Origin of the sequence: Streptosporangium heterodermiicola (assembly GCF_051390675.1) — a bacterium.
Lineage (GTDB): Bacteria > Actinomycetota > Actinomycetes > Streptosporangiales > Streptosporangiaceae > Streptosporangium.
In genome coordinates, this window is record NZ_JBPJSR010000002.1 from 79874 (window position 1) to 103848 (window position 23975).

The following is a 23975-nucleotide window of genomic DNA, read 5'->3' on the forward strand; positions in this document are numbered from 1 at the left end:
GTCACATCCGGAAGACGCCGAAGCCCGAGGGCCGCGGGGCGGTGTCGTTGTCGAGGGCGGCCTTGCCGACGGTGCTGCCGACGGCCGACAGGCACAGGCCCAGGACCGTCCGGGTGTCGCGGGGGTCGATCACGCCGTCGTCGTAGAGGCGGCCGGAGAGGAAGAACGGCAGCGACTCGGATTCGATCTGCGCCTCGACCAGCTGCCGCATCGCCGCGTCGCCCTCCTCGTCGTAGACCTGCCCCCGGGCCTGGGCGGCGGCCCGGCCGACGATGGACAGCACCCCGGCGAGCTGGGCGGGCCCCATCACGGCCGACTTGGCGCTGGGCCAGGTGAACAGGAAACGGGGGCCGTAGGCCCTGCCGCACATCCCGTAGTTGCCGGCCCCGTACGAGGCGCCCATCACGATCGTGATGTGCGGGACGGACGAGTTGGACACCGCGTTGATCATCATGGCGCCGTGCTTGATGATGCCGCCCTGCTCGTAGTCCTTGCCGACCATGTAGCCGGTGGTGTTCTGCAGGAAGACCAGCGGGACGCGGACCTGGTTGGCGAGCTGGATGAACTGCGCCGCCTTCTGCGCCTCCTCGCTGAACAGCACGCCCCTGGCGTTCGCCAGGATCCCGATCGGACGGCCGTGCAGGCGGGCCCACCCGGTCACCAGGCTCCCGCCGTACAGCGGCTTGAAATCGTCGAACTCGCTGCCGTCCACCACCCGCGCGATCACCTCGCGCGGGTCGAACGGGATCCTCAGGTCCTCCGGCACGATGCCCAGCAGCTCGTCCTCGTCGTACAGCGGACCGCGCACGGCGCCGGGGGAGACGCCGGGACGGCGCAGGTTCAGGCCCTTCACGATCCGCCGGCCGATCCGCAGCGCGTCGTGCTCGTCGGCGGCGAGGTAGTCGGCCAGGCCGCTGACGCGGGCGTGCATCTCGGCGCCGCCCAGCGACTCGTCGTCCGCCTCCTCCCCGGTGGCCATCTTGACCAGCGGCGGCCCGCCGAGGAAGACCTTCGCGCGCTCCTTGACCATGACCACGTGGTCGCTCATCCCCGGCACGTACGCCCCACCGGCGGTGGAGTTGCCGAAGACCAGGGCGATCGTGGGGATCCCGGCCGCCGACAGGCGGGTCAGGTCGCGGAAGATCCGGCCGCCGGGGATGAAGATCTCCTTCTGGGTCGGCAGGTCGGCCCCGCCCGACTCCACCAGGTTGATCAGCGGCAGCCGGTTCTCGAACGCGATGTCGGCCGCCCTGAGCGTCTTGCGCATCGTCCACGGGTTGGACGAGCCGCCCCGCACGGTCGGGTCGTTGGCGACGAGCACGCACTCGACGCCCTCGACCACCCCGATCCCGGTGACCACGCTCGCCCCGACGGGGAAGTCGCTGCCCCAGGCCGCCAGCGGCGAGAGCTCCAGGAACGCCGAGTCGGGATCGACGAGCAGCTCGATCCGCTCCCTGGCCAGGAGCTTGCCCCGCGCGCGGTGCCGGTCGACGTACTTCCCGCCGCCGCCCGCCACCGCCTTGGCCTGCTCGGCGTCGAGCTCGGCCAGCTTGGCGAGCATCGCCTCGCGCCGCGCCAGGTAGTCGTCACCGGAGGTGTCCAGGCGGCTCACGAACCCGCTCCCTTGGTTGACACGGACCTGGTTGACACTGACTTGGTTGACACGGACGTCATGTCGGCGGCCCGGCTCGCCGGTATCGACGTCGGTGCCGGATCCCACGACGGAGCCGGTGTCAGGCCGATGGCACGGGCCCAGAGCGTGGAGAGCGTCGCGACGGCGGTCCGCTCGTCGGCGTGCTCGCCGAGGTCCAGCCAGACGTGGGCGAAGTGCTCGACCATCCCGCCCAGCATCACGGCGGTCAGCCGGGGGTCCAGCGAGGGATCGGCCAGCCCCTGCTCCTGCAGGCGCCGCAGCCCCTCCGCGCCCCGCCGTACGAAGACCTCGCGCAGCTCCAGCAGGAGGCCGCGGAAGCTCTCGTCGGTGGCCGCGACCTGCTCCAGCATCCGTACCAGCCGGGAGTTGGCGGCCCACGCGCGCAGGTAGAGCAGGTTGGCGGCCTCGATGCGGGCGTACGGGTCGCCGGGGGTGGCGGGCCCGACCACGCTGGCGGTGAACATCTCGCCCACCACGGTCGCCGCCACCTCGCGGAACAGCTCCTCGCGCGAGCCGAAGTAGGTGTAGAAGGTGCCGTGCGAGACCCCGGCGCGCGCGCAGACGTCGTCGACGCGCACGGCGTCGTAGCCCCGCTCCTCGAACGCCTCCCGCCCGGCCTGGACGAGCGCCGCCCGGGTGCGCCGTCCCCGGCCGCCGAGGGTCTCAGACTTGACGATCACGTCAAGTACGGTAGCCCACAACCGGCACTCCCGCCAGGGACGCCCGTGGTCCGGTGGATCCGTGGGGCCAGGGGAACACCGAGATGTCAGCCCGGCCGGGCGCATGTTCCACGGGAGCGAGGGAAGCGGCAGCACATGGATGAGAAGTCAGATGACGCGTCGCAAGCCGCCACCGGCCTCTCCCTCGGCATCGCCGTCGGTGTCGCCATCGGCGCCGCGCTGGGAGTCGCGCTCGGCAACCTGGCCATGGGCGTCGGTATCGGGATCGCCATCGGGGCCGGCCTGGGGGTGGCCTTCACGACCGGCCGGAAGAAGGGCGAGAGCTGAACGACCCACGGTCCGCGCCGGACGTCGTGCGGGCCGGTCCGCCCGCACGGCGTCCGGCGCGGACCGGAGAGCACGTGCACGGTCCGGTGCGTACGAAGGAGAGCGTGCGTACCCGCCATACGCGGGTTGGGGTTGTTACGGGGCACCGCCGTCTCACGCGGGCTGGGGCTGCGACGGGGAACGGGGCACGAAGCTCTCCCGCGCCCGTGCCATGGTCGCCAGCAGGGCGTCACGCTCGGCGGCGAGCTCACCGGGGCCGGTGCCGTCGCGCTCGGCGCGCTGGTGCAGCATGACCAGCTCGGTCGCGGCCTGCTGGTAGTCGGACATCGCGCGGCCCGCCCCGATCCCCCTGGCCCACCGGCGGGCCTGCCTGCGGGTGCTCAGCGAGCCGAGCATGCCGATGTCGTACGGCGTGACCAGGCCCGTCCCCAGGTAGGCGGGCAGGTGCACGCCCATCAGGGCCACCAGCAGCCGCCGCTCCCGCACGGTGACGACGACGAGTGCGCAGATGACGACCAGCTCCAGGAGATAGGCGGCCCCGAGGGCGGGCAGCGACTCCAGCGCCGAGGTCCCGTTCCACAGGCCGTGCAGGAGCACCGCGCCGAGATAGCCCAGCGGGATCGCGAGGAACCCGCCCCTGCGGCGCGTGGTGACCGCGTAGGCGACACCGAGCCCGATCATCGAGGTGAAGAGGGGATGCCCGAGCGGCGAGACCAGCCCCCGCAGCACGAAGAGGACCACCGCCCCCTCCGTGCCGGTCTCGGTGAACGCGGCGGAGTAGTAGATCATGTTCTCCACGGCGGCGAACCCCAGGCCGACCATGGAGGCGTAGATGATGCCGTCGGTCGGGCCGTCGATCTCGCGCCTGCACCGCCAGATCAGCCACAGGAGCGCGGCGCCCTTGAGCGCCTCCTCGACCACCGGTGCCACCGCCACCAGGGTCGCGGTCTCCGCCGCCCGCTCGCCCACGTCGAAGGCCCGCACCAGCACCATCGTGCCGCCCAGTTCCAGGACGACGCCGAGGACCACCGCGATGCCCGCGCCCCAGGCGAACGCGAAGAGCAGGTTCAGCCGGGGCTCGGGCTCCAGCCGGTCGAGCGCGAGCACGGCGGCGAGCAGGATCGGCAGCGGTGCCAGCCCCAGGGCGAACGAGACGCCGAAACCGGTGGGGCTCCCGTTCGCCAGGACGATGCCCATGGCGATCAGGACGCAGATCCCGGAGACCGCGAGGGCGGCGATCAGCCCCTTGCCCGGCCGGGGCGGCAGAACCCGCGGCCGTCCCCCGTGCGCGGGGGGAACGGCCGCCTCGTGTGTGTCCATCGGTGTCGGTCCCCTCGTGGTCGCTTCCGGGTGGAGAAGCACCACGGTCCCCCGGACCGGTTAACGTCCACTTGCAATCCGTGAGACGACCGGCCGGTCCGGCCATCGAGTGGTGAACCCTCGGCGACCGGCCACGCCCGGCCACGACCGGCCACGTCCGGCGATCGGGAACGATCGTCGACGGCGGCGTTCTCAGTCGCGGTGTCGTCCAAGGGCTCGCAGGCCCCGGTCGGTGAAGGCGATCAGCCACTCGAAGCTCTCGTCGATGTCGGCGCTCCACTGGAAGCCGTTGGCGGCCTGTAACGTGGCGAAGCCGTGGCAGAGGCTGCGGAGCATGCGCAGGGCGTGGTCGACGTGGGGCTCTTCGATCTCGTAGCCGCGCAGGACCGCCGCGAACGCGTCCATCGCCCGCCGGCTCTCCGTGGCCAGCGGATCGTCAGGGCCGGACGGTTCCATGCCGATCGTCGCGGCGTACCGGCCGGGGTGTTCCAGGACGAAGGCGCGGAAGGCGCGCGCCGCGGCCGCCAGGGCGTCGCGGCCGGCGTACCCCTGGATCGCGCCGCCCATGGCGTCGGCGGCCTGGCCTATCGCCAGGACCGCGATGCGCCGGTTGAGGTCCTCCTGGCCGTTCACGTGCTTGTACAGGGACGGGGTGCGCACGCCCACCCGCTCGGCCAGCAGGCCCATCGTCAGGTTGGCGAGGCCCACCTCGTCGGCGAGGGCGGCACCGGCCGCGACCACGGCCGCCGGGTCCAGACCGGCCCTAGGCACGAACGGCGTCCGATCGGAGGAAGTCGAGCACGAGCGAGATCACCTGGTCAGGGTACTGGTCGTGCGGGTAGTGCCCGGCACCCTCGATCATCGCGAGGCGGCCGAGGCCGGACGGCAGGGCGTCGACGATCGCCGAACCCTCGGCGCGCGGGTCGGCCCAGTCGGGGTCGAGCGTGCCCATCACGACCAGGACCGGGCAGCGGACGTCGCCGAGGTGCGCGCCGGCGTCGGTCGGGGCGCTGCGGCCCATGCCCTGCATCGCCTTCATCCGGCCCGGCTCGCGCATCAGGGAGTCGACGCGGCCGAGCCGCTCCGCCCACCCGGCCGGCTTCACGCCGGGGTAGGCCACGTCGAGGTAGGAGCGCCAGAGCGGCACGCTGCCGAACACGCCGGCGCCGAGCAGCCGCAGCATGCCCCGCCGGAAGCGCCTCACCCGCAGGTCGCCGAGACGGATCGACTGCTTGCGGGTGAACGGCCCCAGCTCGACGACCGCGGTGACCAGCGAGGGCTCCTTCGCCGCGGCGATGGTGGCGGCGCCGCCGGAGATCGAGTGGCCGACGAGCACGGCCGGGCCGCCCAGGTGGCGGATCACGGCGAGCAGGTCACCGGCGATGGCGGTGCGGCTCCACTCCGGCCAGTCGACGCTGGACTCGCCGCAGCCGCGCAGGTCGACCGCGGCGACCCGGTAGCCCGCCGCCACCAGCGGCGGGATCACCGCGTGGTACGCGGCGCGGCTGTCGCCCATGCCGTGCGCGAGAACGATCAGCGGGCCGGATCCGGCCACCTCGTAGGCGATCGTGCCGCCGTCGACGGCGAGGTACTCGGTCATGACATCCTCCAGGGGTGGCTAACGGTGTTAGCTAAAAGCTAATCTAGTTAGCCAAACCTGTCAACGACGAGACCCCGGGCGCGGCCGGGAGTGTGAGGAACCGTGCTTGAGCCGCCCGGAAACGGCCGGAGCGGCTTGAGGCCCCGTGCGATCCTCGCCTTCCTTGAAGAAGGCCCGCGACCGGGGGGCCCGCCTTCCGGGCTCACCTCCCGGTCCCGGGCGACGATCCGGGCGTCCCGCCTGCGAGGACGAGGAGGAGTGGAACCGCGCCCATCGGTCAATGGCCATCCGGGGCGGCCGGGGTCCGCGATTCCGTCGAATCCATCGGGGAGTCACCCGCGTTATGGGAAAACGCCTGTTGGCCCGGCCCATTGAGGGCCGGGCCGGTTACCGTGCCGGGGACCGGGCGATTACGCCGGGCCCGCCACGGCTACCACCACGCCGTGAAGTGCCACTTGTTGGCCGTCGAATACGTGCAGGACGACACGTTGACCCCCGTCGCCTTGACCGCGGACCTCCAGTAATTGCAGTTTCCGGAGTCGGGGTAGCCCCCGTAGAACTTGCTGCCCAGCGCGACGGTCGAGGCGGAGGTCGATGCCGTGCCGGCGTAGGCGGTACCCGTAAGGGAGAAAGCCGCCCCGGTGATGACGATACCGACGATTGCCCTTTTCAGAAGTCCCATGATGTGGCCCTTCCAGTGGATCTGCGGGAACTTGCAGCTGCCCGTTTATTCTCAACCGGCGATTACCGCCACGCAAGGCCGATCTGGTAATGGAACGTACCATTTGCAGAAATAAGCGAATTTATCCTGCGATTTCGAGTATTTCGAAATTGATGCGATTTCGAATCCGGCCGACGCGCAGCGATCCGCGCCCTCCGGGAAGCCCGCCGGGAAGCCCTCCGGGAAACAGGACGTGAGCCGCGGAACCGGGCGCCGTTCCTCGTGTTCACCTCGGGGAACCCGGCGGGGCTCGCGCTCCCGCGGTCGCGTTCGCCTCAGGTGACCCGGCGCCCGCGTCGAGTGGTTCGCCCGCGGCACGCGCTCGCCACGAGCGGTTCGCGGCGCGGCAGGCCCGGTTCTTTCGGGATGCTCCCGCTTCTTTCGGGTTGCTCCGCTTCTTTCGGGTTGCTTACGTCCGCGCGCGCCCGCTCGGCTCGGCGGCCGACAGCGCGCACGATGACGAGCGTCATGACCGACAGGATGGGAGTTATCCCCATGGGTCAATCGGCTCTCTACCGGGCCACCGGGCCACCGGGGCGGCCGGCCTCGTCGGCTACCTGCTCAACTCGGCCGGCCTGGCCGGGGCGTTCGCGATCGAGTACACGCTGCACCACGTCTTCCCGCCGCTGGGCGGGACCACGATCGACGGGCTGCTGTCCGGGGGCACCGGACGGGCGTTCCTCGTCACCTCGGTCGTCCTGATCGCGGGAGTCCTGGCCTTCGGCGTCGCGGCCCCGCGCTCGGGCGCCCTCCCGGCCGTCGCGATCGCGCTCTACGCCGTCGGCATGATCCCCGGCTCGCTCAGGAACCCGGTGCCCGTACCGGTCTATCTGGCCGGTCTGGTGATCGCGGCCGTGGGCATCGCCTGGATGTCCGCCCGGCTCTGGGCCGCCCGGGAGGAGAGCGCACCCCTCCAAGCCTCCGGCGCGTGACAGAGGGGCCCGCTCTCGGCGATCCCGTCACGGGTCGTATGGTGACGACGTCCGCCGTTCGCGCGTCTTCCGCACACGAAGCGGCCCCGTCGCCCGCGCGGGAACCGGCGACGCTCCCGCCGCCGGTTCCCGCGCGTACAGGTGCTTCGACCCCGGCATCTGTACGCGCGGGCACGCGCGAACAGGTGCCGGGGTCTCGGCCGGGTGGATCGCCCGGTTCGCCCTACGCGCAGAGGCGCGGCGCGCCCCCGCGGCCCGGCTCCCCGTCCAGGCCGCGGGCGGTCTCGTTGGTGGACACCGACATGAGGTAACCGGTCTGAAAGCCGGGGAGTTCCGGTGGCTCGGAACGCGTCAGGTGAGAGGCAGACAGGTCGCGTGTGGCTCGATGGTCACGCCGAGCAGGAGAGCGCCGCCGGCCACGACGGTCCAGGTGTTGCCGATCTGGAAGTTCTGCCGTATGAAGGCATCGCCGAGTCCGCCGACGGCGTAACCGCCGCCGGTGACGGTGGATCCGACCGGGCAGGTGGCCACCGCGGTCACGGTCCCGATCAGCGGTACGGGCGTGACGGGCCCGGCCACGTCGAAGGTGGCCGTGGGCACTCCAGCGGGGCCGGCCGGGCCCGCGGGGCCGGTCGCTCCGGTCGCTCCGGTGGCTCCGGCCGGTCCGGGGGCGCCCGGCGCGCCCGCCGCTCCCGTCGCGCCGACCGCTCCAGGCGGTCCCGCGGCTCCCGGTTCACCGGCGGGACCGGTCGGTCCCGGGGCTCCCTCGGCTCCGGCGGGTCCGGGTGCCCCGGTGGCTCCGGTGGCTCCCGCGGGTCCCGCCGGTCCCGCGGCGCCGTCGGCGCCCGCCGGTCCCGCAGGTCCCGCCGGTCCCGCAGGACCTGTCGCTCCAGTGGCGCCCGTCGCTCCGGCGGGTCCCGCGGGTCCCGCCGGTCCCGCGGCGCCGTCGGCGCCCGCCGGCCCAATGGGTCCTGCCGGTCCCGCCGGTCCCGCGGCGCCGTCGGCGCCCGCCGGTCCCGCAGGACCTGTCGCTCCAGTGGCTCCCGTTGCTCCCGTTGCTCCGACGGGTCCCGCGGGTCCCGCCGGTCCCGCGGCGCCGTCGGCGCCCGCCGGTCCCGCCGGCCCAATGGGTCCCGCCGGTCCCGCCGGTCCTGCGGCTCCCGTGGCGCCCGCCGGTCCCGCCGGTCCTATGGGTCCCGCGGGTCCTGCCGCTCCCGTGGCTCCCGCGGGTCCTGCCGGTCCTGCGGGGCCGATGGCTCCGGTCGCTCCTGCCGGTCCTGCCGGTCCTGCCGGCCCGGTCGCTCCCGCGGGACCGATCGGCCCGCGGGGGCCGGGCAGCCCGATTCCCGGCAGCCCGTCCTCGCCGTCACGACCATTGCGGCCGTCACGGCACCCGCAAGGCTTCCTGCCGCCGTCGCCTTCCTTCCCCGTGGCGATTCTCATCACACGGATACGCGAATGACCGGATCTACCGGTGGCCTTGAGGGCCGGGGCGGCCTCTTTGGCGACGGTTCGCGTGTTGAGAAGAAGGGTTGACGTGGTGTCGGAGGTGGCACTGGCCGGGGTCTGGCAGGAAAGCGCCAGGATGGCGCCGATTGCTGTTGCTGCGACGGACCAATTTCGAGCACGTTTGCCGGAATTAATGGTTGAAGTCCGTCTTCTACCGCTAGGAGTCATCGCATTCCATGTCTTTTGTGATTCAAGGGAATCTGATTGCCTAAACCGCGACAGTGGCGGCAAGCAGGAGTTACCCGATGATCGACATGGCAAAGCATCATCCTCGTTAACGAGGTTTAAACGGATTCGTCAACAATAGAAATATGTCCTAATTGCTAAGCTTATTTCGCTTCTGTGAATTCTTTCATAAGGTGAACCGGTATGAAGGTGATAGTTCTGCCGGAAGTCCCACGCGTGGTCCCGCTCCATGCCCAAGGTGCCAGGCCGGGAGCACGCCACCTCTCTCGATTCGGTACGGAGAAAGACTCCCGGTTCCTTCCCGGGCGGAGACGCCCATGAGGACCGGACGGCGTCGCGAAACGTCCACAGACCGTTTCTCGTCGCCGCCAGGACGGGAATGGTGTCGATCCTCTCCTGGTCCGAGCCGTCCCACCGGAGTACCCGCGCCCGGCGTGGCGGTCCGCGCGTCGATGATCTCGTCCGGCGTCACGATCAGGACGAGAACCGGCGAAAGGCGCGCCCCCGCGCTCAGCCGCAGTGGCTCCAGCCGCTCTTCCACGACAGTGACCCGTGCGAGCCGCCCCAGATGACGCATTTCTTGGCGGCGGGCAGGCGTACGGGGCCCGCGTAGACGGTGAAGTCGCCGGGGTTGCTTCCGGTGGAGCCGCCCTTCACCTGGAGGATCGCGTTCATCGCGATCTTGGAGGGGAAGACGTATTTGGACATGGTGACGACGCAGTTCCTGCCCTGGGCGGTGTTGTAGAGCAGGTAGACGGTCGCCGCGCCGCCCAGGGCCCTGGAGTCGACCACCTTGTAGCCGCTTCCGCAGACGCCGGTGGCGGTATGGGGGTTGGGCTTCTGGCTCGGCTTGGAGGTGGGCTTCACCGTCGGTTTCGCGGTGGTGGGCCTGGACGTCGGCTTCGGGGACGACGAGGGCTTGGGAGTGCCGCTCGGCCGAGGCGAGGTCGTCGGCTTGGTCGTCGGCTTGGTCGTCGGCTTGGGTGTCGGCTTGGGTGTCGGTTTCGCGGACGGGGTCGGCTTGGGGGTGTCGCTCGGCCGTGGCGAGGCCGTCGGTTCGGCCGTCGGCCTCTCCGTGGCGGGGTCCGGATCCCCGGCCGGCCGGGAGGACGGCTGCGTGGTGAGCCGGGACGGGTGGGGCGTGATCGCGGCGACCGTCTCGGTCTCCTCCTCCGAGGCCGTCGAGGCCGCCGGGGCCGTCTCCGAGGGCCGGGGAGACTCCTCGGGGACGTCGGGGACGAGCGTCGGCTCCTGGCTCGCGGCCTCCGGCACGACGGGGGTCGCCGCCGATCGCGCCGCGGCGGCCTTCCCGTCGTCCTGGAGGAGCACCACGGCCCCGGCGGCCACGCCGAGCGCGGCCACCACCGCCACCCCGGCGAGCAGGAGCCCCACCGGCCGGGGGGCCTTCCTCTCGCCCGGCCGCGACCCGGCCTGCCCTGACGACCCCTGCCCTGGTCCGCCCCGCCACGGCCCGGCCTGACCCTGTACGCCGTGCCCGGCCTGTCGCGCGGCCGTCCCGGGTACGGTCGCGGGGCCGAAATCGGTGCCACCACCAGGGCCGGGCACGGGAACGGAACCGGCCGCGGGGCCGGGAGGAGGGAAGGACGCCGGGCGGGGGACCGGGGTGGTGGGGCCCGCGCCCATCAGGTGGCTGACGAGTTGCTCGGCGGTGGGCCGCAGGGCCGGGTCCTTCGACAGGCAGGCCGCGATCAGGTCGCGCAGCGGCCCCTCCAGCGTGCCCAGCTCCGGCTGCGCGTTCAGGATCCGGTTGATCACGACGGCGATGGAGTCCTGGCCGAACGCGGGCGTACCCGTCGCGGCGAAGACCATCGTGACGCCCCAGGCGAACACGTCGGCGGCGGGCGTCACCTCGCCGGGGCCGAGCTGCTCGGGCGCGAGGTAGGACGGCGTCCCCATCGCCACCCCGGTAGCCGTCATCCCCGGCGAGTCCAGCGCCCTGGCGATGCCGAAGTCGATCACCACCGGGCCCTCGGGGCCCATCAGCACGTTGGCGGGCTTGAAGTCGCGGTGCAGGATGCCCGCGCGGTGGATCGCCGACAGCGCGGTGGCCGTGCTGACGGCGAGGCGCTCCAGGGAGGCTCCGCGCCGGGGTCCCTCCCGGTCGACCAGCAGGCGCAGGGACGGCCCGGGGACGTACTCGCTCACGATGTACGGGCGGCTGCCGGCCAGGTCGGCGTGCAGCACGGCCGCGGTGCAGAACCTGGCCACCCGCTGCGCGACCGACACCTCGCGCAGGAAGCGGGCCCTGGCCTCGGGGTCCCCGGCCAGCCCGTGATGGAGGAGCTTGACGGCGACCTGCTCGCCCCCGGGCCCCCGCCCGAGGTAGACGATCCCCTGACCTCCCTCGCCGAGCCGTCCGACCAGCTCGAACGAGCCCAGCCGGGGTGGATCCTCCTCGGTGAGCGGCTCTGTCATGATGTTCCCCCGAAACAAGCCCCGAACAAGCCCCGAAAAAATGGTTTATATGGTGCAGAACGCTACCAGCGCGAGCGGTGATGAAGACTCGCTCCGGTAGGACGCCTCGCCCGGGGAATCCCTTGACGTCCCGTTTCGGGTCTCGCGACGCCGGGCCCCGGGAGTTCCGCGACCTTCGCGCTCCGGGGCCTCGCGACGCCGGGCCCCGGGAATCCCGGGACCGTCGTGCTCAGGAGGCTTCGTGAAGGTCGCTCCGAGAACCTCGCGACGGCGGGGAACCCTCGAAGCGGGCCCGCTCAGATGGCCTTGCCGGGGTTGAGGATGCCGAGCGGGTCGAAGACCTTCTTGATCCCGTGGTGGATCTCCTCGGTGACCGGCCCGGTCTCCAGTGCCAGCCAGCGCCGTTTCAGCAGCCCGACGCCGTGCTCGCCGGTGAGCGTGCCGCCCATCGCCAGGGTCTCCCTGAAGAGCTCGTCGGCCGCGGCCCACACGTTGGGCGGCGGCTCGGTCAGGGCGTGGTCGAAGACGAAGACCGGGTGCAGGTTGCCGTCGCCCGCGTGGGCGACCGTGGTGATCAGCACGTCGTACTTGACGGCGATCGCCTCGATCCTCTCGATCATGTCCGGCAGCAGGGAGCGCGGCACGCACACGTCCTCCACCAGGCACTTGCCCAGCCGCTCCTTGGCCTGGTACGCCATCCGCCGGACCCCGATCAGCTCCTCGGCCTCCTGCGCCGACGACGACACCGCGACGAAGGCCGCGCCGTTGGCGGTGCAGAGCTCGGCCATCCGCTCGGAGACCGCGGGGCCGTCCACCGCGTCCGACTGCGCGATCAGCATCGCCCGGGTCGACTCCTCCAGCCCGATGTTCCGCCAGTCGTCGATGGCCTTGAGCGTGTTGCGGTCGAGCATCTCCATCAGCGACGGCTGGCAGCCGGCCGCGATGATCGCCGAGACGGCGGCTGCGGCGTCCCTGAGGGAGGTGAACTCGGCCGCGATCGTCGCCGGGTAGACAGACGGGGCCCTGCGCAGCCGTACCGTCGCCGCGGTGATGACCCCGAGCGTCCCCTCGGAGCCGACGAACAGCCCGGTCAGGTCGTACCCCGTCACGCCCTTCACGGTGCGCCTGCCGGTGTTGATCACCCGCCCGTCCGCGAGCACGACCTCCAGGCCCATCGCCGAGTCGCGGGTCACGCCGTACTTCACGCACCGCAGCCCGCCCGCGTTGGTGGCCAGGTTGCCGCCGATGGTGGAGATCTCGTACGAGGAGGGGTCGGGGGCGTACATCAGCCCGTGCTCGCGGGCGGCCCGGTCCAGGTCGGCGGTGATGACGCCCGGCTCGACCACGGCCGTCTCGTCGGCGGGGGACAGCTCCCTGATGGCCGCCATCCTGTGCAGCGCCAGCACGACGCACCCCTCGACGGCGGTCGCCCCGCCCGCGAGGCCGGTCCCGGCGCCCCTGGGCACCACCGGCACCCGGTGCTCGGTGGCCCACCTCATCACGGCGACCACGTCGTCCCTGGTGTGCGCCAGCACCACGGCGATCGGCTTCCCCGGCTCCAGGAAGGTCCGGTCCCGCGCGTAGGAGTCGGTCACGTCGGGGTCGGTCAGCACCTTCTCCGGTGCGAGCGCTGCGACGAGTTCGGAGATAGCGGTCACACGTTGGACTGTACGGCCTACGCCAACATGCCTTCCCCGGACAAAACGCGCTTTATTGCATTTTCGCAACATCATTTGGTGGCTTGACTCAAACTTTACCTTCTCGTCTAATCTCCCGGTTCGGCACGCTCATACGGCGCGCCGGTGATGGACGCGTCCGGTCAACCCGGACGCAGGGAAAGGGGACACGTTGTCCGGCAGAGTCAGCAGCGGAGGCGCTCCCCGGCGCCTCCTCGCGATAGTCCCCGTGCTCGGCCTGGCCGTCGCGGGACTGGCTGTGGGCGGTGCGTCGGCCGAGAGCGACACCTCGGTCGCGCGGTACCAGCCGACCGCGGCCGACTACTACATCAACTACGCGCCGCCCAGGGACGAGCCCGAGGTCGACGACCCGGCCGTGCCGTCGGCCAGGGCGCGCAAGGTCAGCCCGTCCAAGAAGCTCGCCGAGAAGTACTCGGAGGGCAACCCCGTCGCCGCGCGGGTGCTGGCCAAGCGTGAGGCCCAGGCGATCAAGACGGGGGCCAACCCCGCCGACTTCATCTTCAAGAAGTCGAAGACCGTCAAGACGGCCAAGCTCCTCACGCTGCTGGTGGAGTTCAACGACAAGGCCAACGACGACTTCTCCGGCTTCTCCCGGCCCGGGAACGTCGACAGCGAGGACCCGGCCGAGTGCGTCACCGAGCCGGCGGGCACCCTGCTCAACGGCCCGCTGCACAACAAGATCCCCAACCCGGCCACGCTGTCCCACAAGGACAACAACAGCTTCTGGGTGCCCGACTTCAGCCCCGACCACTTCAACAAGATGCTCTACACCAAGCAGGGCATCACCCAGCGCGTCCGCACCGACCTGACCGACCCCCGGGACGGCCGCAAGGGCATCGACATCTCCGGCTCCACCATGAAGAACATGTACGAGGAGATGTCCAAGGGCGCCTACACGGTCACCGGGCAGGCGAGCCCGTGGATCAAGGTCCCGCACTCCGAGGCCTACTACGGCGCGCGCGCCTGCGGCCAGCCGGTGCAGGACATGAGCGGTCACCCGGACAACCCGCTCGGGGCCGGCCAGCTCGCCATCGACGCGGTGAACTCCCTGGTCACGGCCGACCCGAACTTCCCCTGGGCCGACTACGACATCGAGGACGTCGGTGACGCCGACGGCGACGGCGACTTCGCCGAGCCCGACGGCGTGGTCGACCACCTGGTCCTGGTCCACGCGGGCAAGGACAAGTCCTCCGACGGCGGCGCCGAGGGCACCTACGCGATCTGGGCGCACTCCAGCGCGGTGGCCGGCGGCTACCAGGTGCCCGGCAAGAACGTGAAGATCTCCAACTACATCGTGCAGCCCGAGGACTCCGGCGTCGGCGTCTTCGCGCACGAGTACGGCCACGACCTGGGCCTGCCGGACCTCTACGACACCAGCGGCCAGGCCTCCTCGGCCGTCGACTTCTGGGACCTCATGTCCAGCGGCTCGCACAGCGGCCCGATCTTCCAGTCGATGCCCTCCCACATGAGCATCTGGAGCAAGTGGATCCTCGGCTGGGCCAACCCCAAGGTCTACAACCCCGGTGACCGCGCCGGCCTGGTGACGATCGGCCAGGCCTCGCGCACGCCCAAGCTCACCCAGGACGGCGTCCGCGTCAACCTGACCAGCCCGCCGGTCACGATGGTCGAGCCGCACAGCGGCACCAAGACGCTCTGGTCGAACTTCGACCAGGAGTGGGCCAACGTCAAGGTCGCCCGCGACCTGCAGGTGCCCGCCGGGACCGACCTGAAGTTCTGGGTCTGGAACAACTACGAGATCGAGGAGGACTGGGACTTCGGTTTCGTCGAGACCTCCGTCGACGGCGGCGTCACCTGGACCCAGCAGAAGGTCTACACCGAGGGCGGCGCCCTGGTCTCGACCGACGACGACTACACCGACCCCAACAAGAACCTCGCGGCGTTCGGCAACAAGAAGTACGGCCTCACCGGCAACACCGACGGCTGGCGTCACGACTACGTCGACCTCACCCCCTTCGCCGGTAAGGCGATCAAGGTGCGCCTGACGTACAACACCGACGCGGCCTTCACCCCGCGCGGCTGGCACGCCGACGACTTCTCGCTCACCAACGGCACCCAGACCGTCTGGAGCGACGACCTGGAGGCCGGGCTCAACGGCTGGACGGTCACCGGCGGCACCTTCAACGGCACCACCGGTCAGGGCTGGGTCCTCAACGACGGCAAGCGCGAGGTCTCCCGGTTCTATCTGGCCGAGTGGCGCAACTTCGACGGGTTCGACAAGGGCCTGCAGTACACCTACACCACCAACTACTCGCGTGACGGCGCGTGGAAGGTGGAGAAGGTCAAGTACAACGCCCCCGGCCTGCTCGTCTGGTTCCGCGACTCGAACTACAGCAACAACTCGGTGGCCAACAACCTCGAACTGGCCCCGAGCATCGGTTCCAAGGGCAGTCTGCTCCTCGTCGACTCCCACTTCGACCCGCTGCGCCGCACCGGCACGGCGGCCGAGAAGGACCCGACGACGCTGAAGAACCTGAACGGCCGCGTCCAGACCTCGAACGCCGCCTTCGGCTTCACCAAGACCTACCCCTTCACCGAGTGCTTCGAGGGGGCGGGCGAGCCCTTCAGCGAGTACTGCACCAAGCTGGCCGCGCAGAAGGGCGTCTCCGAGTTCACCGACGCCAAGACCTGGTACCCCGGGTTCGAGGCGCGCGGCACCAGCCTGTTCTACCGCGACTTCGACGCCTCGGTGGTCGTCCCCTCCAAGGGCGACCAGCCCTACAGCACCCGGATCGTCAACGCCGACGGCACCCCGGCGACCGAGCTGTACGGGACCGACATGGGCAACGGCCACGTCCTCGGCTCCGGCAACCCCGGTGACGAGGGCAAGGCGCTGGGCGTGAAGCTCAAGCTGATCACCCCGTTCCCGGGCAACCTCGGCGTGATCGTGCAGGTCACCCCGCCCAAGCAGTAACCCGCCCCGCCCAGCGGGCGAACGAGCGCCCACGGGCACCGGGGCCCCGCCGTCGAACGACGGCGGGGCCCTACCATTTGAACGGGCAACCACCCGATCGGATAGGGGCAGCGTGGGAGAGCTTCGAAGCAAGGCCGAGCACACCGAGGCCATCCGGACCAAGGGCAGGGTCTGCGTGGTCGTCAACACACGCTCGCGGCGCGGCCGGCGCCACTACCCGGCGGTGGTCCGCGCGCTGCGGGCCGAGGGGTTCGACTCGATCCGCTTCCTCCCGGTGGTCGACACCAAACGCCTGCGCGCCACCCTGGAGGAGGCCCTGGCCGACGAGCCCGACCTGCTCGTCGTGGGCGGCGGCGACGGCACGCTCAGCGCCGCCGTCAAGCACGTCGCCCACCGCGACGTCGCCCTCGGCGTGCTGCCCCTGGGCACCACCAACAACTTCGTCCGCAGCCTCGGCGTCCCCCTCGACCTCGCCGGGGCCGTCCGGGTCCTGCGCACCGGGAAGGTCGCCGACATCGACCTGGGCGTCGCCGGGGACCGCGAGTTCGCCAACCTCGCCAGCTTCGGGGTCTCCGTGGAGGTGGCGGGCAAGGTGCGGCACGGGGTGAAGCGCCTCCTGGGCCGCGCGGCCTACCCGCTCACGGCCCTCACGATCCTCCCGCGCCACCAGCCGTTCCGGGCCTTCCTCACCGTGGACGGGCGCCGCCACGAGCTGCTCACCCACCAGCTCAACATCGCCAACGGCCGCTTCCACGGCGGCTGGCAGGTCGCCAGGGACATCAGCATCGACAACGGCCGCCTGGTCGCGTACCAGCTCGGCTCGGGCAAGCGCCTGCGCCTGCTGCTGGAGACCATGGTCCGGGCCGGCAGCGGCCGCTGGCGCAGCCTGGCGGGCGGCCCCTTCGTGGTGGGCCGCGAGATGTACCTGGAGACCGACCCGCCGATGGCCGCCGACGTCGACGGCGAGGTCCGCCTGATGACCCCCATCATGATCCGTACCGTCCCCAACGGCCTGCGGGTGATGGTCCCGGACGACTTCGTCGACTCCTGAGCCCGGTTCCGGCGGTGATTGGAACGCGCCTCACCGGGTAGTCGGAGGTTTCCGACAGATGGAGGACACCATGGCATCGCTGATCGACCGGGTCCGAAGCTACCTGCGCACCCCGCAGGGGCAGCGGAACATGGAGAAGGCCAAGGCGATGGCCCGCGACCCGCGCAACCAGCAGAAGCTGCGCGGGCTCCTCGACCGCTTCCGGGGCGGCCACACCCGCCGCTGACCCGCCCGCGCGGCGGCGAGCCAGGCCCCGGCCGGGAGCCCGGGCCCGGTCTCTCGCGCGCCCGACTCGCCTTTACGGCTGTTTCCCGGTGATACGCCGGAATCTCGTCCTGAGCCTGTCGAGCAGCGGTTCCGGTGCCGGCAGGCTCTCGTGCTGTCCGTCCTCGTGTTGCGCGGGTGCCTGGGGGCGGGCGTCCCGCGGGTGGTGGTCCGGCCGCCCGGTGTCCTTGAGGCCCGCGGGGTCCACCGCGGCGACGCCCGCCGCGCCGGAGGTCTCGCCGGAGGTCTCAAGGACACCGGGAAGCTCGGGGACGAGGTTCCCGGGACCCGGGGCCTGAGGCCGGCCAGGGTCCTGGGAACGAGGGTCCTGGGGGCGAGGATCCGGTACGCCGGAGTGACGCGTGGCGGGGTCCGGGGGGCCAGGGGGAGCCAGGGGCCCCGGGGGGCCCGAGGGGCGGGGCCGGCGGGCCCGCCGCAGCTCCTCCAGGGCCTCCGCCGCGCCGGGACGCTTGCCCGTCGCGTGGTCGCGCATCCGCCGCAGCAGGTCCATCACCTCAACGGTCGCCCCGCCGGACGCGGGCTCGGCGTCGGGGGTGACCGGGGGGAGCCTCCCGGTCAGCAGCTGGAAGGCGATCACCCCGGCCGCGTACACGTCGGAGGCGGCCGTCATCCGCTCCGGCATGGCCTGGCACTCGGGGGCCGCGTAGTGGGTGTCGAGGACGTTGGGCAGCTCGTTGGCCACGGTGTGCGCGCGGGGCCCCGGCTTGGCGTAGTCGAACCCGGTGAGCATGGCCCGGCCCTCCTCCGTCACCAGCACGCACGCGGGGCTGAGCGCCCGGTGGATCACGTTGTTGGCGTGCACGTGGGCGAGGCCCAGCAGCATGTCCTCCACCACGTCCAGCCGGGCCGCGGCGGAGAGCGTGGACATGGGGGCGGTGAGGTGCAGGTGCAGCGCCTGGCCGTGCACGTCGTCGAGGACGAGCACGAACCGGCTCTCGTCGTCGATGGCGAAGAAGTCGCGGGCGCGTACCACGCACGGGTGCGGGGGAATCCTGGTGAGGGCCTGGTAGGCGTTGGTGATCAGCCGCCGCTCGGCCGCCCTCGGCTCCTCCTCGGCCAGCGGGTCGGCCCGGTAGACGCGCAGCAGGACCGTCTCGCTGCCCGGGACCGTCGCGTTGATCGCGCGGTACTCGGTGACCCGGGTGTCGCCGCCCAGCTGCTCCTCCACCTCCCAGCTGCCGAAGCGCGGCGGCGCCGTGGAGCGCCGCACGCTCCCGTTGAGCGCCTCGATGATCGCGGTGCCGTACGGCGCGCTGTCCGTGGTGTGGCCGCGCCTGACGCGGGAGACGTCGCTCAGCGTGCCGATCAGCCCGGCGAGGTCGGTGACGTGCCGCGAGTCGCGGCCGGCCGGGTCGACCAGCTCCGCGTCGGTCCCGGTGAGCACCACGAGGCTGTCGACGTAGACCCTGTCCAGCTCGCGGCGCGCCTGGGTGAGCAGGCCCTTGAGCGCGCGCCCGTTGCCGCGCAGCTTGGCGACGGGGGAGCCGAACGCCTCCCTCCGCTGCGGGAACCAGCGGGTCCCGGAGACCTCGATCCGGCCCCGGGTGCCCTTGACGTCGATGACGCAGAGCGAGTGGCCGGTCAGGACGATCACGTCCACCTCGAAGGTGTCGTCCCCGCGGGGCACCTCGATGTTGTGCAGCAGCAGCCAGTCGTCCGGCGCGTTGTCCCGCAGGTGCGCGATGACCCGTCGCTCGGCGTCGTTGACCGGGCTTCCGCCGCCGACGATCTGTGCCATCTCTAGCGTGCCGCCTTCCTGATCGCGCTCATCGTGCCACGCAGTATCCCAAGAGGCTCATCTTCGCCCGTACCTCTACTTTTCCACCACTGGACACGCGAGCCTCCCTATGATCATGGCGTATCCCGGCCGCGAGAGTGATCGACCTCCCCGGCACGCCGGACACGCGGGGGCGGCGCGGCCTCGGCCGATCCACGACGATCGCCCTCGCCGTCGTTCTCACCGGGGCCGGGGCCGGGGTGTCCTCGCCTCCGTGGAGGCGCACGCGGGATCCGGCCCCCGTACGGGCCAGGCTCAGCTCTCGCCGAACACGTCCCGGCGGCTGAACGGCGCCGTGGCGAACCGGCGCATGATCTTGCCGGTCGTCAGCCAGCGGACGTGGGCGCCGTTGCGGGCCCGGGACACGGCCCGCTCGGCCAGCCAGGGGGCGACCGTCTCCACCCGGTCGGCCAGGATGTCGAACATCTTCCTCGCCCTCAGCAGCTCCTGCGGGTCGTAGCCGTGGGTGAGCAGGCCGGTCACCACCATCCCCGGGCTGAGCAGCCCGATCGACACGCCCGGGGGCATCTCCTTGGCCGCCGCCCCCGTCAGGTAGGTGAGCGCCCGCTTGGTCGCGCCGTAGACACCCAGCCCGGGGACCGTACGGCCGTCGCTGCCCAGCCCCTCCATGTTCCACACGTGCCCGGAGCCCTGGGCGGCCATCCCGGTCACCGCCACCGCCGTGCCGTTCAGCACGCCGGCCAGGTTCACGTCGACGACCGTCCTGACCTCGTCCTCCGGCAGTCTCCACAGCGGCTCCCTGCGGTGGGAGACCCCCGCGTTGTTGATCCATACGTCCACCCGCCCGAACCTCCCGGCCGCCGCGTCCCACAGCGCCTGGACCTGGCTTCGGTCGGCGACGTCGGCGACCATCGCCAGGACGTCCCGCCCGGCCGCTCCGGCCGCTCCGGACGGTCCGGCCAGTTCGGCCAGGGCGCTCTCCACCGAATCGGCGCGGCTGCCGCACAGCGCGACGCGGTGACCGCGCTCCAGGAAGGCCCGGGCCATGCCGAGGCCGATGCCCCGGGTGCCGCCGGTGAGCACGATGTTCGTCATGGTCGCCTCGCGAGGGTCGGTGAACGAGTGGTCGGGTGGCCGGGGGGCGGGCCGCCATGGAACGGGCGGCCGGGTGTGAGCCTCCCGGGGCCGGGCGCGCGGGAAACGCGGGCCGGGGAGTAGTTTGCCGTGCGGCACGGCACGATGTCGTCCCCGTACCCCCAGTGATCGTCGCAGCCAGGCCCATGTTTGCCGGGGGAGGAGAGGGTAGACGTCCATTCCTGCAGGGGAGGAGGCAGCCCATGACCAACACCAAGGACTCATTGCCGACGTCCGAGCTGATCCGGCAGATGTCGGAGCAGGTCTCGCGTCTCGTCAAGGACGAACTGCGCCTGGCCAAGGCCGAGCTGACGGAGAAGGGCAAGCACGCGGGAATCGGCGTGGGGTTGTTCGGCGGGGCGGGAGTGGTGGCCCTGTTCGGGGCCGGCGCCCTGGTCGCCGCGGTGATCCTGTTCCTCGCGCAGGTCATGCCCCCGTGGGCGGCCGCCGCGCTGGTGGGCGGGGTGCTGCTGGTCGTGGCCGGCCTGCTCGGCTTCTTCGGCAAGCGCCAGGTCGCCGAGGCGGCCCCGCCGACCCCCGAACGGACCATCGAGAGCGTCAAGGACGACATCGACGCGGTGAAAGAGAGGGCGCACCGATGACTGAGACAGACCCGGGCGGGCCCGAGCGGCCCCAGGCCGTGGCCGGAACCACCGGATCCCGCAGGAAGGGCGTCGATGAGCCCATCACGCCCGACGAGAGCGGATCGCTGAACATCCCGCCGAACCGGCCGGACGCCGCGCCCGGCCAGGACCTCGGCGTCGCCGGGTCCGAGCGCGACGGCACGCCCGGGCTCCCGGGCGACCCGGGGAACCCAGGGAACCCAGGGAACCCAGGGAACCCAGGGAACACGGCACTCGCCGCCGTACCGGACACCACGGTGGCGACCACCCCGCACGCCGGCACCGGCGCGACGGGGGACGGCAGGACCGTCGGAGACGACGGGAACGACACGGAAAGCGTGCGGCGGGACATCGAGGACGCCCGCCGCGAACTGGGCGACACAGTGGAGGCACTGGTGCACAAGACCGACGTCAAGGGCCGTTTCCAGGAGACCGCCGCTCAGGTGGGCGACGACCTGCGCAAGGCGGGGGCGGCGACCGCCACCACGGCCACCGAGATGGTGGAGCGGGTCAAGGTGGCCGCTCCCGAGATGGTCGGACGGGTGAGGGAGGCGGCCCCCGAGGTCGTCGGCCGGGTCAAGGAGGTGACCCCCGTCGAGCTCAAGGACGCGGCGAACAGGGTCACCGCCGAGGCGGGCAAGCGCCCCGTCGTGACGATCGCCGCTGTCGTCGCGGTCGCCCTCGTCGTCCTCCGTGTCCTGCGGCGGGGTAAGAAGAAGTAGATGACCGGCAGCACCGGCAGGGCCGTCCCCGACGATTCGCGGGGGCGGCTCGCCCTTGTCCCCGACACCCCCTCGCAACTGTCCAGGGGGGCATGGTGGGGGGTCCTCAAGAGGACCGTCCTGGAGTTCCAGCGAGACGGCCTGCCCGACTGGGCCGCGGCCCTCACCTACTACGCGGTGCTGTCGATCTTCCCCGGCCTGATCGTGCTGGTGTCCGTGCTCGGCCTGGTCGGCCAGGACGTCATCTCCACCATCCTGTCCCAGGTCGCGGCACTCGCCCCCGGCGACGTCACGAAGCTGGTGGAGGACCAGGTCAACCAGGTACGCGGCAGCGGCAGCACGCGGGGTTTCCTGGCGATCGCCGGTCTGCTGGTGGCGCTCTGGTCGGCCTCCGGCTACATCGCCGCCTTCGTCAGGGCCGGGAACGCGATCTACGACATCCGGGAGGGGCGCCCCCTGTGGAAGCTGACCCCGCTCCGGATCGGGCTGACGCTGGTGTTCGTCGTCCTGATGGCCGCCGCCGCGGTGGCCGTCACCTTCACGGGAAGGCTCGCCGAGCTGGCGGGCGAGGCCCTGGGGGTCGGGCAGACCGCGGTCACCGTCTGGGGGTACGCCAAGTGGCCTGTCCTGGTGCTGATAGCCGCGGGCCTGGTGATGCTGCTCTACTGGGCCGCGCCCAACGTCCGCCAGCCGGGCTTCCGCTGGATCAGCCCCGGCGGGCTGCTCGCGGTGCTGCTCTGGGTCGTCGTCTCCGCGGGGTTCGCGGCCTACGTCGCCAACTTCGGCTCCTACGACAAGACCTACGGCACGCTCGGCGCCGCCGTGGTGTTCCTGGTCTGGCTGTGGCTGTCCAACATGGCCATCCTGCTGGGCGCGGAGTTCGACGCCGAACTCATGCGCGAACGCCGGATCGCCGGAGGCCATCCGCCCGAGAGCGAGCCGTACGCCGAGGCCAGGGACGAGGCGAAGGACGAGGACGGCCCCCTCCCCGGTCCCGGCGAACGCTGACCCGAACCCCCGTCGGAACGCCTCCGGACGAGACCTGCGCCCGCAAGCGAGCCAAACTCATGTCTGTCGGGGTAATCTGACCGTTTCCGGGTGGGCGGCGGACCCCCTCCTCTCCGCCCGCCCGGACCTTCCCGCGACCGGCGTGTCCCGTCAGGTCCCCGTTTCCGGCTCGGAACGGCGAACTATGCCGATCTCGGGCGCGCGGAGAGCCGGGCGCATGTAGCGTTCTTCGGCAGGACACGATGTTCTTCGGCAGGACATGATTTCCTCGGACAGGACACGATTCTCGGGGCAGGACACTCAGGAGGTCTCATGCGCCGTGTTCTCGGGATCGCCGCAGGCCTCGCCCTCATCGCGGCCGCTCTGTCACCGCTGCCGCAGGCCCAGGCCAGTTGCGTCAACGCCGCCAAGAAGTGCCAGGGCGCGCCGCTGATCGGCATCGAGGTGACGGGCGGGGCCGTGCCGCACCCGGATTCGACGGGCCGGGTCTCCTACACCCTCGACTACTCCATGACCTGGACGCCCTCCTTCGCCCCCTACTGGGGCGCCTTCTGGGTCGGAGGCCGTTTCCCCGAGGGCGCGCGGGGCCCCTCCCGGGCGGTGGTGCTCGACGGCGCCGGAGAGCGGGTCGCCGTCCTGCGCTGCCGCGAGCGCTTCGACGGCGTCTGGTGCGCCGCCGGAAGCCACGTCCCGCACCGGGGGCGGATCGTCTTCACGGCCCGCCTCGCACCCGGCACCGGGACCGGGACCGGGACCGCGGCCAGGCTCGGCTTCGACAGCTTCGAAGGACTCGACCGGAAGGAGTCCGCGCTCCGCCTCAGCCGGACGCGGGCGCGGGAGAGATTCTGCGAGCACCGTTTCACCACGACCGTCACGACGACGCAGGCCCCCTAGGCCGCCTGAGCCCCCTGAGGAGACGAGTTGAGCGCCGTACTGACCGGTGTGCACCACCTCAAGATCTGGGTGAGCGATCTGGAGCGGAGCCGCTCCTGGTACGAACGGGTCCTGGGGCTGGAGCACCACACCAGCTTCCAGGACGAGGACGGTGTGATCAGGGGGATGAGCTTCACGGTCCCCGGCGCGGCCTTCCAGATCGCGCTGCGCGAGAACCCCGACCTCGCCAGGGCGCTCTTCGACGCCGACCCCTTCGCGCTCCAGGTCACCCTCGACGGGCTCGACGAGTGGGTCGCCCGTCTCGACGGTCTCGGCGTCCCGCACAGCCCGGTCTTCCGGGCCTCCGCGGGCCACGCGATGGGCTTCACCGACCCCGACGGCGTCCAGATCCGCCTGTACGCCCCGGACGAGGAGGTCCACGCCGCCCAGGTGGGCTCCGGAGGCGTCTACCAGGGCCAGGCCCCCGAGCCCGCCCCGGCCCCCGGCCAGGACCGGGACTGAGGCGTCCACCGGGTCCCCGGGCGAG

General features: G+C 71.7%; 21 protein-coding genes. 10 read left to right on the forward strand and 11 right to left on the reverse strand.

The genetic code is table 11. The features are described from left to right. Nucleotide 1 precedes the first annotated feature (1 nt). Entirely contained in the window at nt 2-1561 is a 1560-nt protein-coding gene (locus ACSC1Q_RS04180; RefSeq protein WP_436757865.1) for an acyl-CoA carboxylase subunit beta, read from the reverse strand. 47 nt (nt 1562-1608) lie between these two features. Further along, complete coding sequence (locus ACSC1Q_RS04185; protein WP_436757306.1) at nt 1609-2334, reverse strand: TetR/AcrR family transcriptional regulator; 726 nt, start codon at nt 2332-2334, stop codon at nt 1609-1611. Between the two features lie 135 nt (nt 2335-2469). Here ACSC1Q_RS04185 and ACSC1Q_RS04190 point away from each other — a divergent pair, with 135 nt between their 5' ends. Next, entirely contained in the window at nt 2470-2661 is a 192-nt protein-coding gene (locus ACSC1Q_RS04190) for a glycine zipper domain-containing protein (RefSeq protein ID WP_436757307.1), read from the forward strand. 153 nt (nt 2662-2814) lie between these two features. On the opposite strand, the gene ACSC1Q_RS04195 is transcribed toward ACSC1Q_RS04190, so the two are convergent. The 4 genes from ACSC1Q_RS04195 to ACSC1Q_RS04210 form a co-directional block, all read right to left on the reverse strand. Continuing rightward, entirely contained in the window at nt 2815-3981 is a 1167-nt protein-coding gene (locus tag ACSC1Q_RS04195; protein ID WP_436757308.1) for a PrsW family intramembrane metalloprotease, read from the reverse strand. 192 nt (nt 3982-4173) lie between these two features. After that, entirely contained in the window at nt 4174-4752 is a 579-nt protein-coding gene (locus ACSC1Q_RS04200) for a TetR/AcrR family transcriptional regulator (protein ID WP_436757309.1), read from the reverse strand. Continuing rightward, nucleotides 4745-5581 carry an alpha/beta fold hydrolase gene (locus ACSC1Q_RS04205; RefSeq protein WP_436757310.1) on the reverse strand — a complete coding sequence of 279 codons (837 nt, stop codon included), beginning with the start codon at nt 5579-5581 and terminating at the stop codon, nt 4745-4747. Before ACSC1Q_RS04205 ends, ACSC1Q_RS04200 begins: the two co-directional genes overlap by 8 nt. A 430-nt stretch (nt 5582-6011) precedes the next feature. Beyond that, nucleotides 6012-6263, reverse strand: coding sequence for a hypothetical protein (locus ACSC1Q_RS04210; protein ID WP_436757311.1), 252 nt, complete (start codon nt 6261-6263; stop codon nt 6012-6014). 425 nt (nt 6264-6688) lie between these two features. Between ACSC1Q_RS04210 and ACSC1Q_RS04215 the strand changes: the two genes are divergently transcribed. Further along, nucleotides 6689-7234, forward strand: a complete 546-nt coding sequence (locus tag ACSC1Q_RS04215; RefSeq protein WP_436757312.1) for a hypothetical protein — start codon at nt 6689-6691, stop codon at nt 7232-7234. Between the two features lie 351 nt (nt 7235-7585). Here ACSC1Q_RS04215 and ACSC1Q_RS04220 read toward each other — a convergent pair whose 3' ends face one another. From ACSC1Q_RS04220 to ACSC1Q_RS04230, 3 genes are all read right to left on the reverse strand, one after another. Next, nucleotides 7586-7834 carry a hypothetical protein gene (locus ACSC1Q_RS04220; RefSeq protein WP_436757313.1) on the reverse strand — a complete coding sequence of 83 codons (249 nt, stop codon included), beginning with the start codon at nt 7832-7834 and terminating at the stop codon, nt 7586-7588. A gap of 1605 nt (nt 7835-9439) precedes the next feature. After that, nucleotides 9440-11365, reverse strand: a complete 1926-nt coding sequence (locus tag ACSC1Q_RS04225) for a serine/threonine protein kinase (RefSeq protein WP_436757314.1) — start codon at nt 11363-11365, stop codon at nt 9440-9442. 296 nt (nt 11366-11661) lie between these two features. Then, nucleotides 11662-13023, reverse strand: coding sequence for an FAD-binding oxidoreductase (locus tag ACSC1Q_RS04230; RefSeq protein ID WP_436757315.1), 1362 nt, complete (start codon nt 13021-13023; stop codon nt 11662-11664). A 190-nt stretch (nt 13024-13213) separates the two neighbouring features. On the opposite strand from ACSC1Q_RS04230, the gene ACSC1Q_RS04235 reads away from it, so the two are divergent. The 3 genes from ACSC1Q_RS04235 to ACSC1Q_RS04245 all read left to right on the forward strand — a co-directional run bounded on the left by ACSC1Q_RS04235 (nt 13214) and on the right by ACSC1Q_RS04245 (nt 17271). Continuing rightward, a complete protein-coding gene (locus ACSC1Q_RS04235; RefSeq protein ID WP_436757316.1) occupies nt 13214-15994 on the forward strand; it encodes an immune inhibitor A domain-containing protein in 2781 nt (926 codons plus the stop codon). A gap of 112 nt (nt 15995-16106) precedes the next feature. Then, a complete protein-coding gene (locus ACSC1Q_RS04240; RefSeq protein ID WP_436757317.1) occupies nt 16107-17045 on the forward strand; it encodes a diacylglycerol/lipid kinase family protein in 939 nt (312 codons plus the stop codon). A gap of 70 nt (nt 17046-17115) precedes the next feature. Next, on the forward strand, nt 17116-17271 hold the full coding sequence (locus ACSC1Q_RS04245) for a hypothetical protein (RefSeq protein ID WP_344747535.1): 156 nt from the start codon (nt 17116-17118) through the stop codon (nt 17269-17271). A gap of 72 nt (nt 17272-17343) precedes the next feature. On the opposite strand, the gene mads6 is transcribed toward ACSC1Q_RS04245, so the two are convergent. Together mads6 and ACSC1Q_RS04255 are read right to left on the reverse strand one after the other, a co-directional pair. After that, nucleotides 17344-19068 carry a methylation-associated defense system protein kinase MAD6 gene (mads6, locus tag ACSC1Q_RS04250; RefSeq protein WP_436757318.1) on the reverse strand — a complete coding sequence of 575 codons (1725 nt, stop codon included), beginning with the start codon at nt 19066-19068 and terminating at the stop codon, nt 17344-17346. A 294-nt stretch (nt 19069-19362) separates the two neighbouring features. Beyond that, nucleotides 19363-20163, reverse strand: a complete 801-nt coding sequence (locus tag ACSC1Q_RS04255) for an SDR family oxidoreductase (protein WP_436757319.1) — start codon at nt 20161-20163, stop codon at nt 19363-19365. A gap of 242 nt (nt 20164-20405) precedes the next feature. Here ACSC1Q_RS04255 and ACSC1Q_RS04260 point away from each other — a divergent pair, with 242 nt between their 5' ends. The 5 genes from ACSC1Q_RS04260 (at nt 20406) to ACSC1Q_RS04280 (ending at nt 23950) form a co-directional block, all read left to right on the forward strand. Beyond that, nucleotides 20406-20804 (forward strand): phage holin family protein, encoded by a 399-nt coding sequence (locus ACSC1Q_RS04260; protein WP_436757320.1) that lies wholly within the window; start codon nt 20406-20408, stop codon nt 20802-20804. Beyond that, nucleotides 20801-21547 (forward strand): DUF3618 domain-containing protein, encoded by a 747-nt coding sequence (locus tag ACSC1Q_RS04265; protein ID WP_436757321.1) that lies wholly within the window; start codon nt 20801-20803, stop codon nt 21545-21547. Before ACSC1Q_RS04260 ends, ACSC1Q_RS04265 begins: the two co-directional genes overlap by 4 nt. After that, nucleotides 21548-22555 carry a YihY/virulence factor BrkB family protein gene (locus ACSC1Q_RS04270; protein WP_436757322.1) on the forward strand — a complete coding sequence of 336 codons (1008 nt, stop codon included), beginning with the start codon at nt 21548-21550 and terminating at the stop codon, nt 22553-22555. Nucleotides 22556-22867: 312 nt separating this feature from the next. Continuing rightward, nucleotides 22868-23449, forward strand: a complete 582-nt coding sequence (locus ACSC1Q_RS04275; protein WP_436757323.1) for a hypothetical protein — start codon at nt 22868-22870, stop codon at nt 23447-23449. A 27-nt stretch (nt 23450-23476) separates the two neighbouring features. Beyond that, nucleotides 23477-23950: a VOC family protein gene (locus tag ACSC1Q_RS04280; RefSeq protein WP_436757324.1), complete on the forward strand. Its 474-nt coding sequence runs from the start codon at nt 23477-23479 to the stop codon at nt 23948-23950. Nucleotides 23951-23975: the final 25 nt, after the last annotated feature.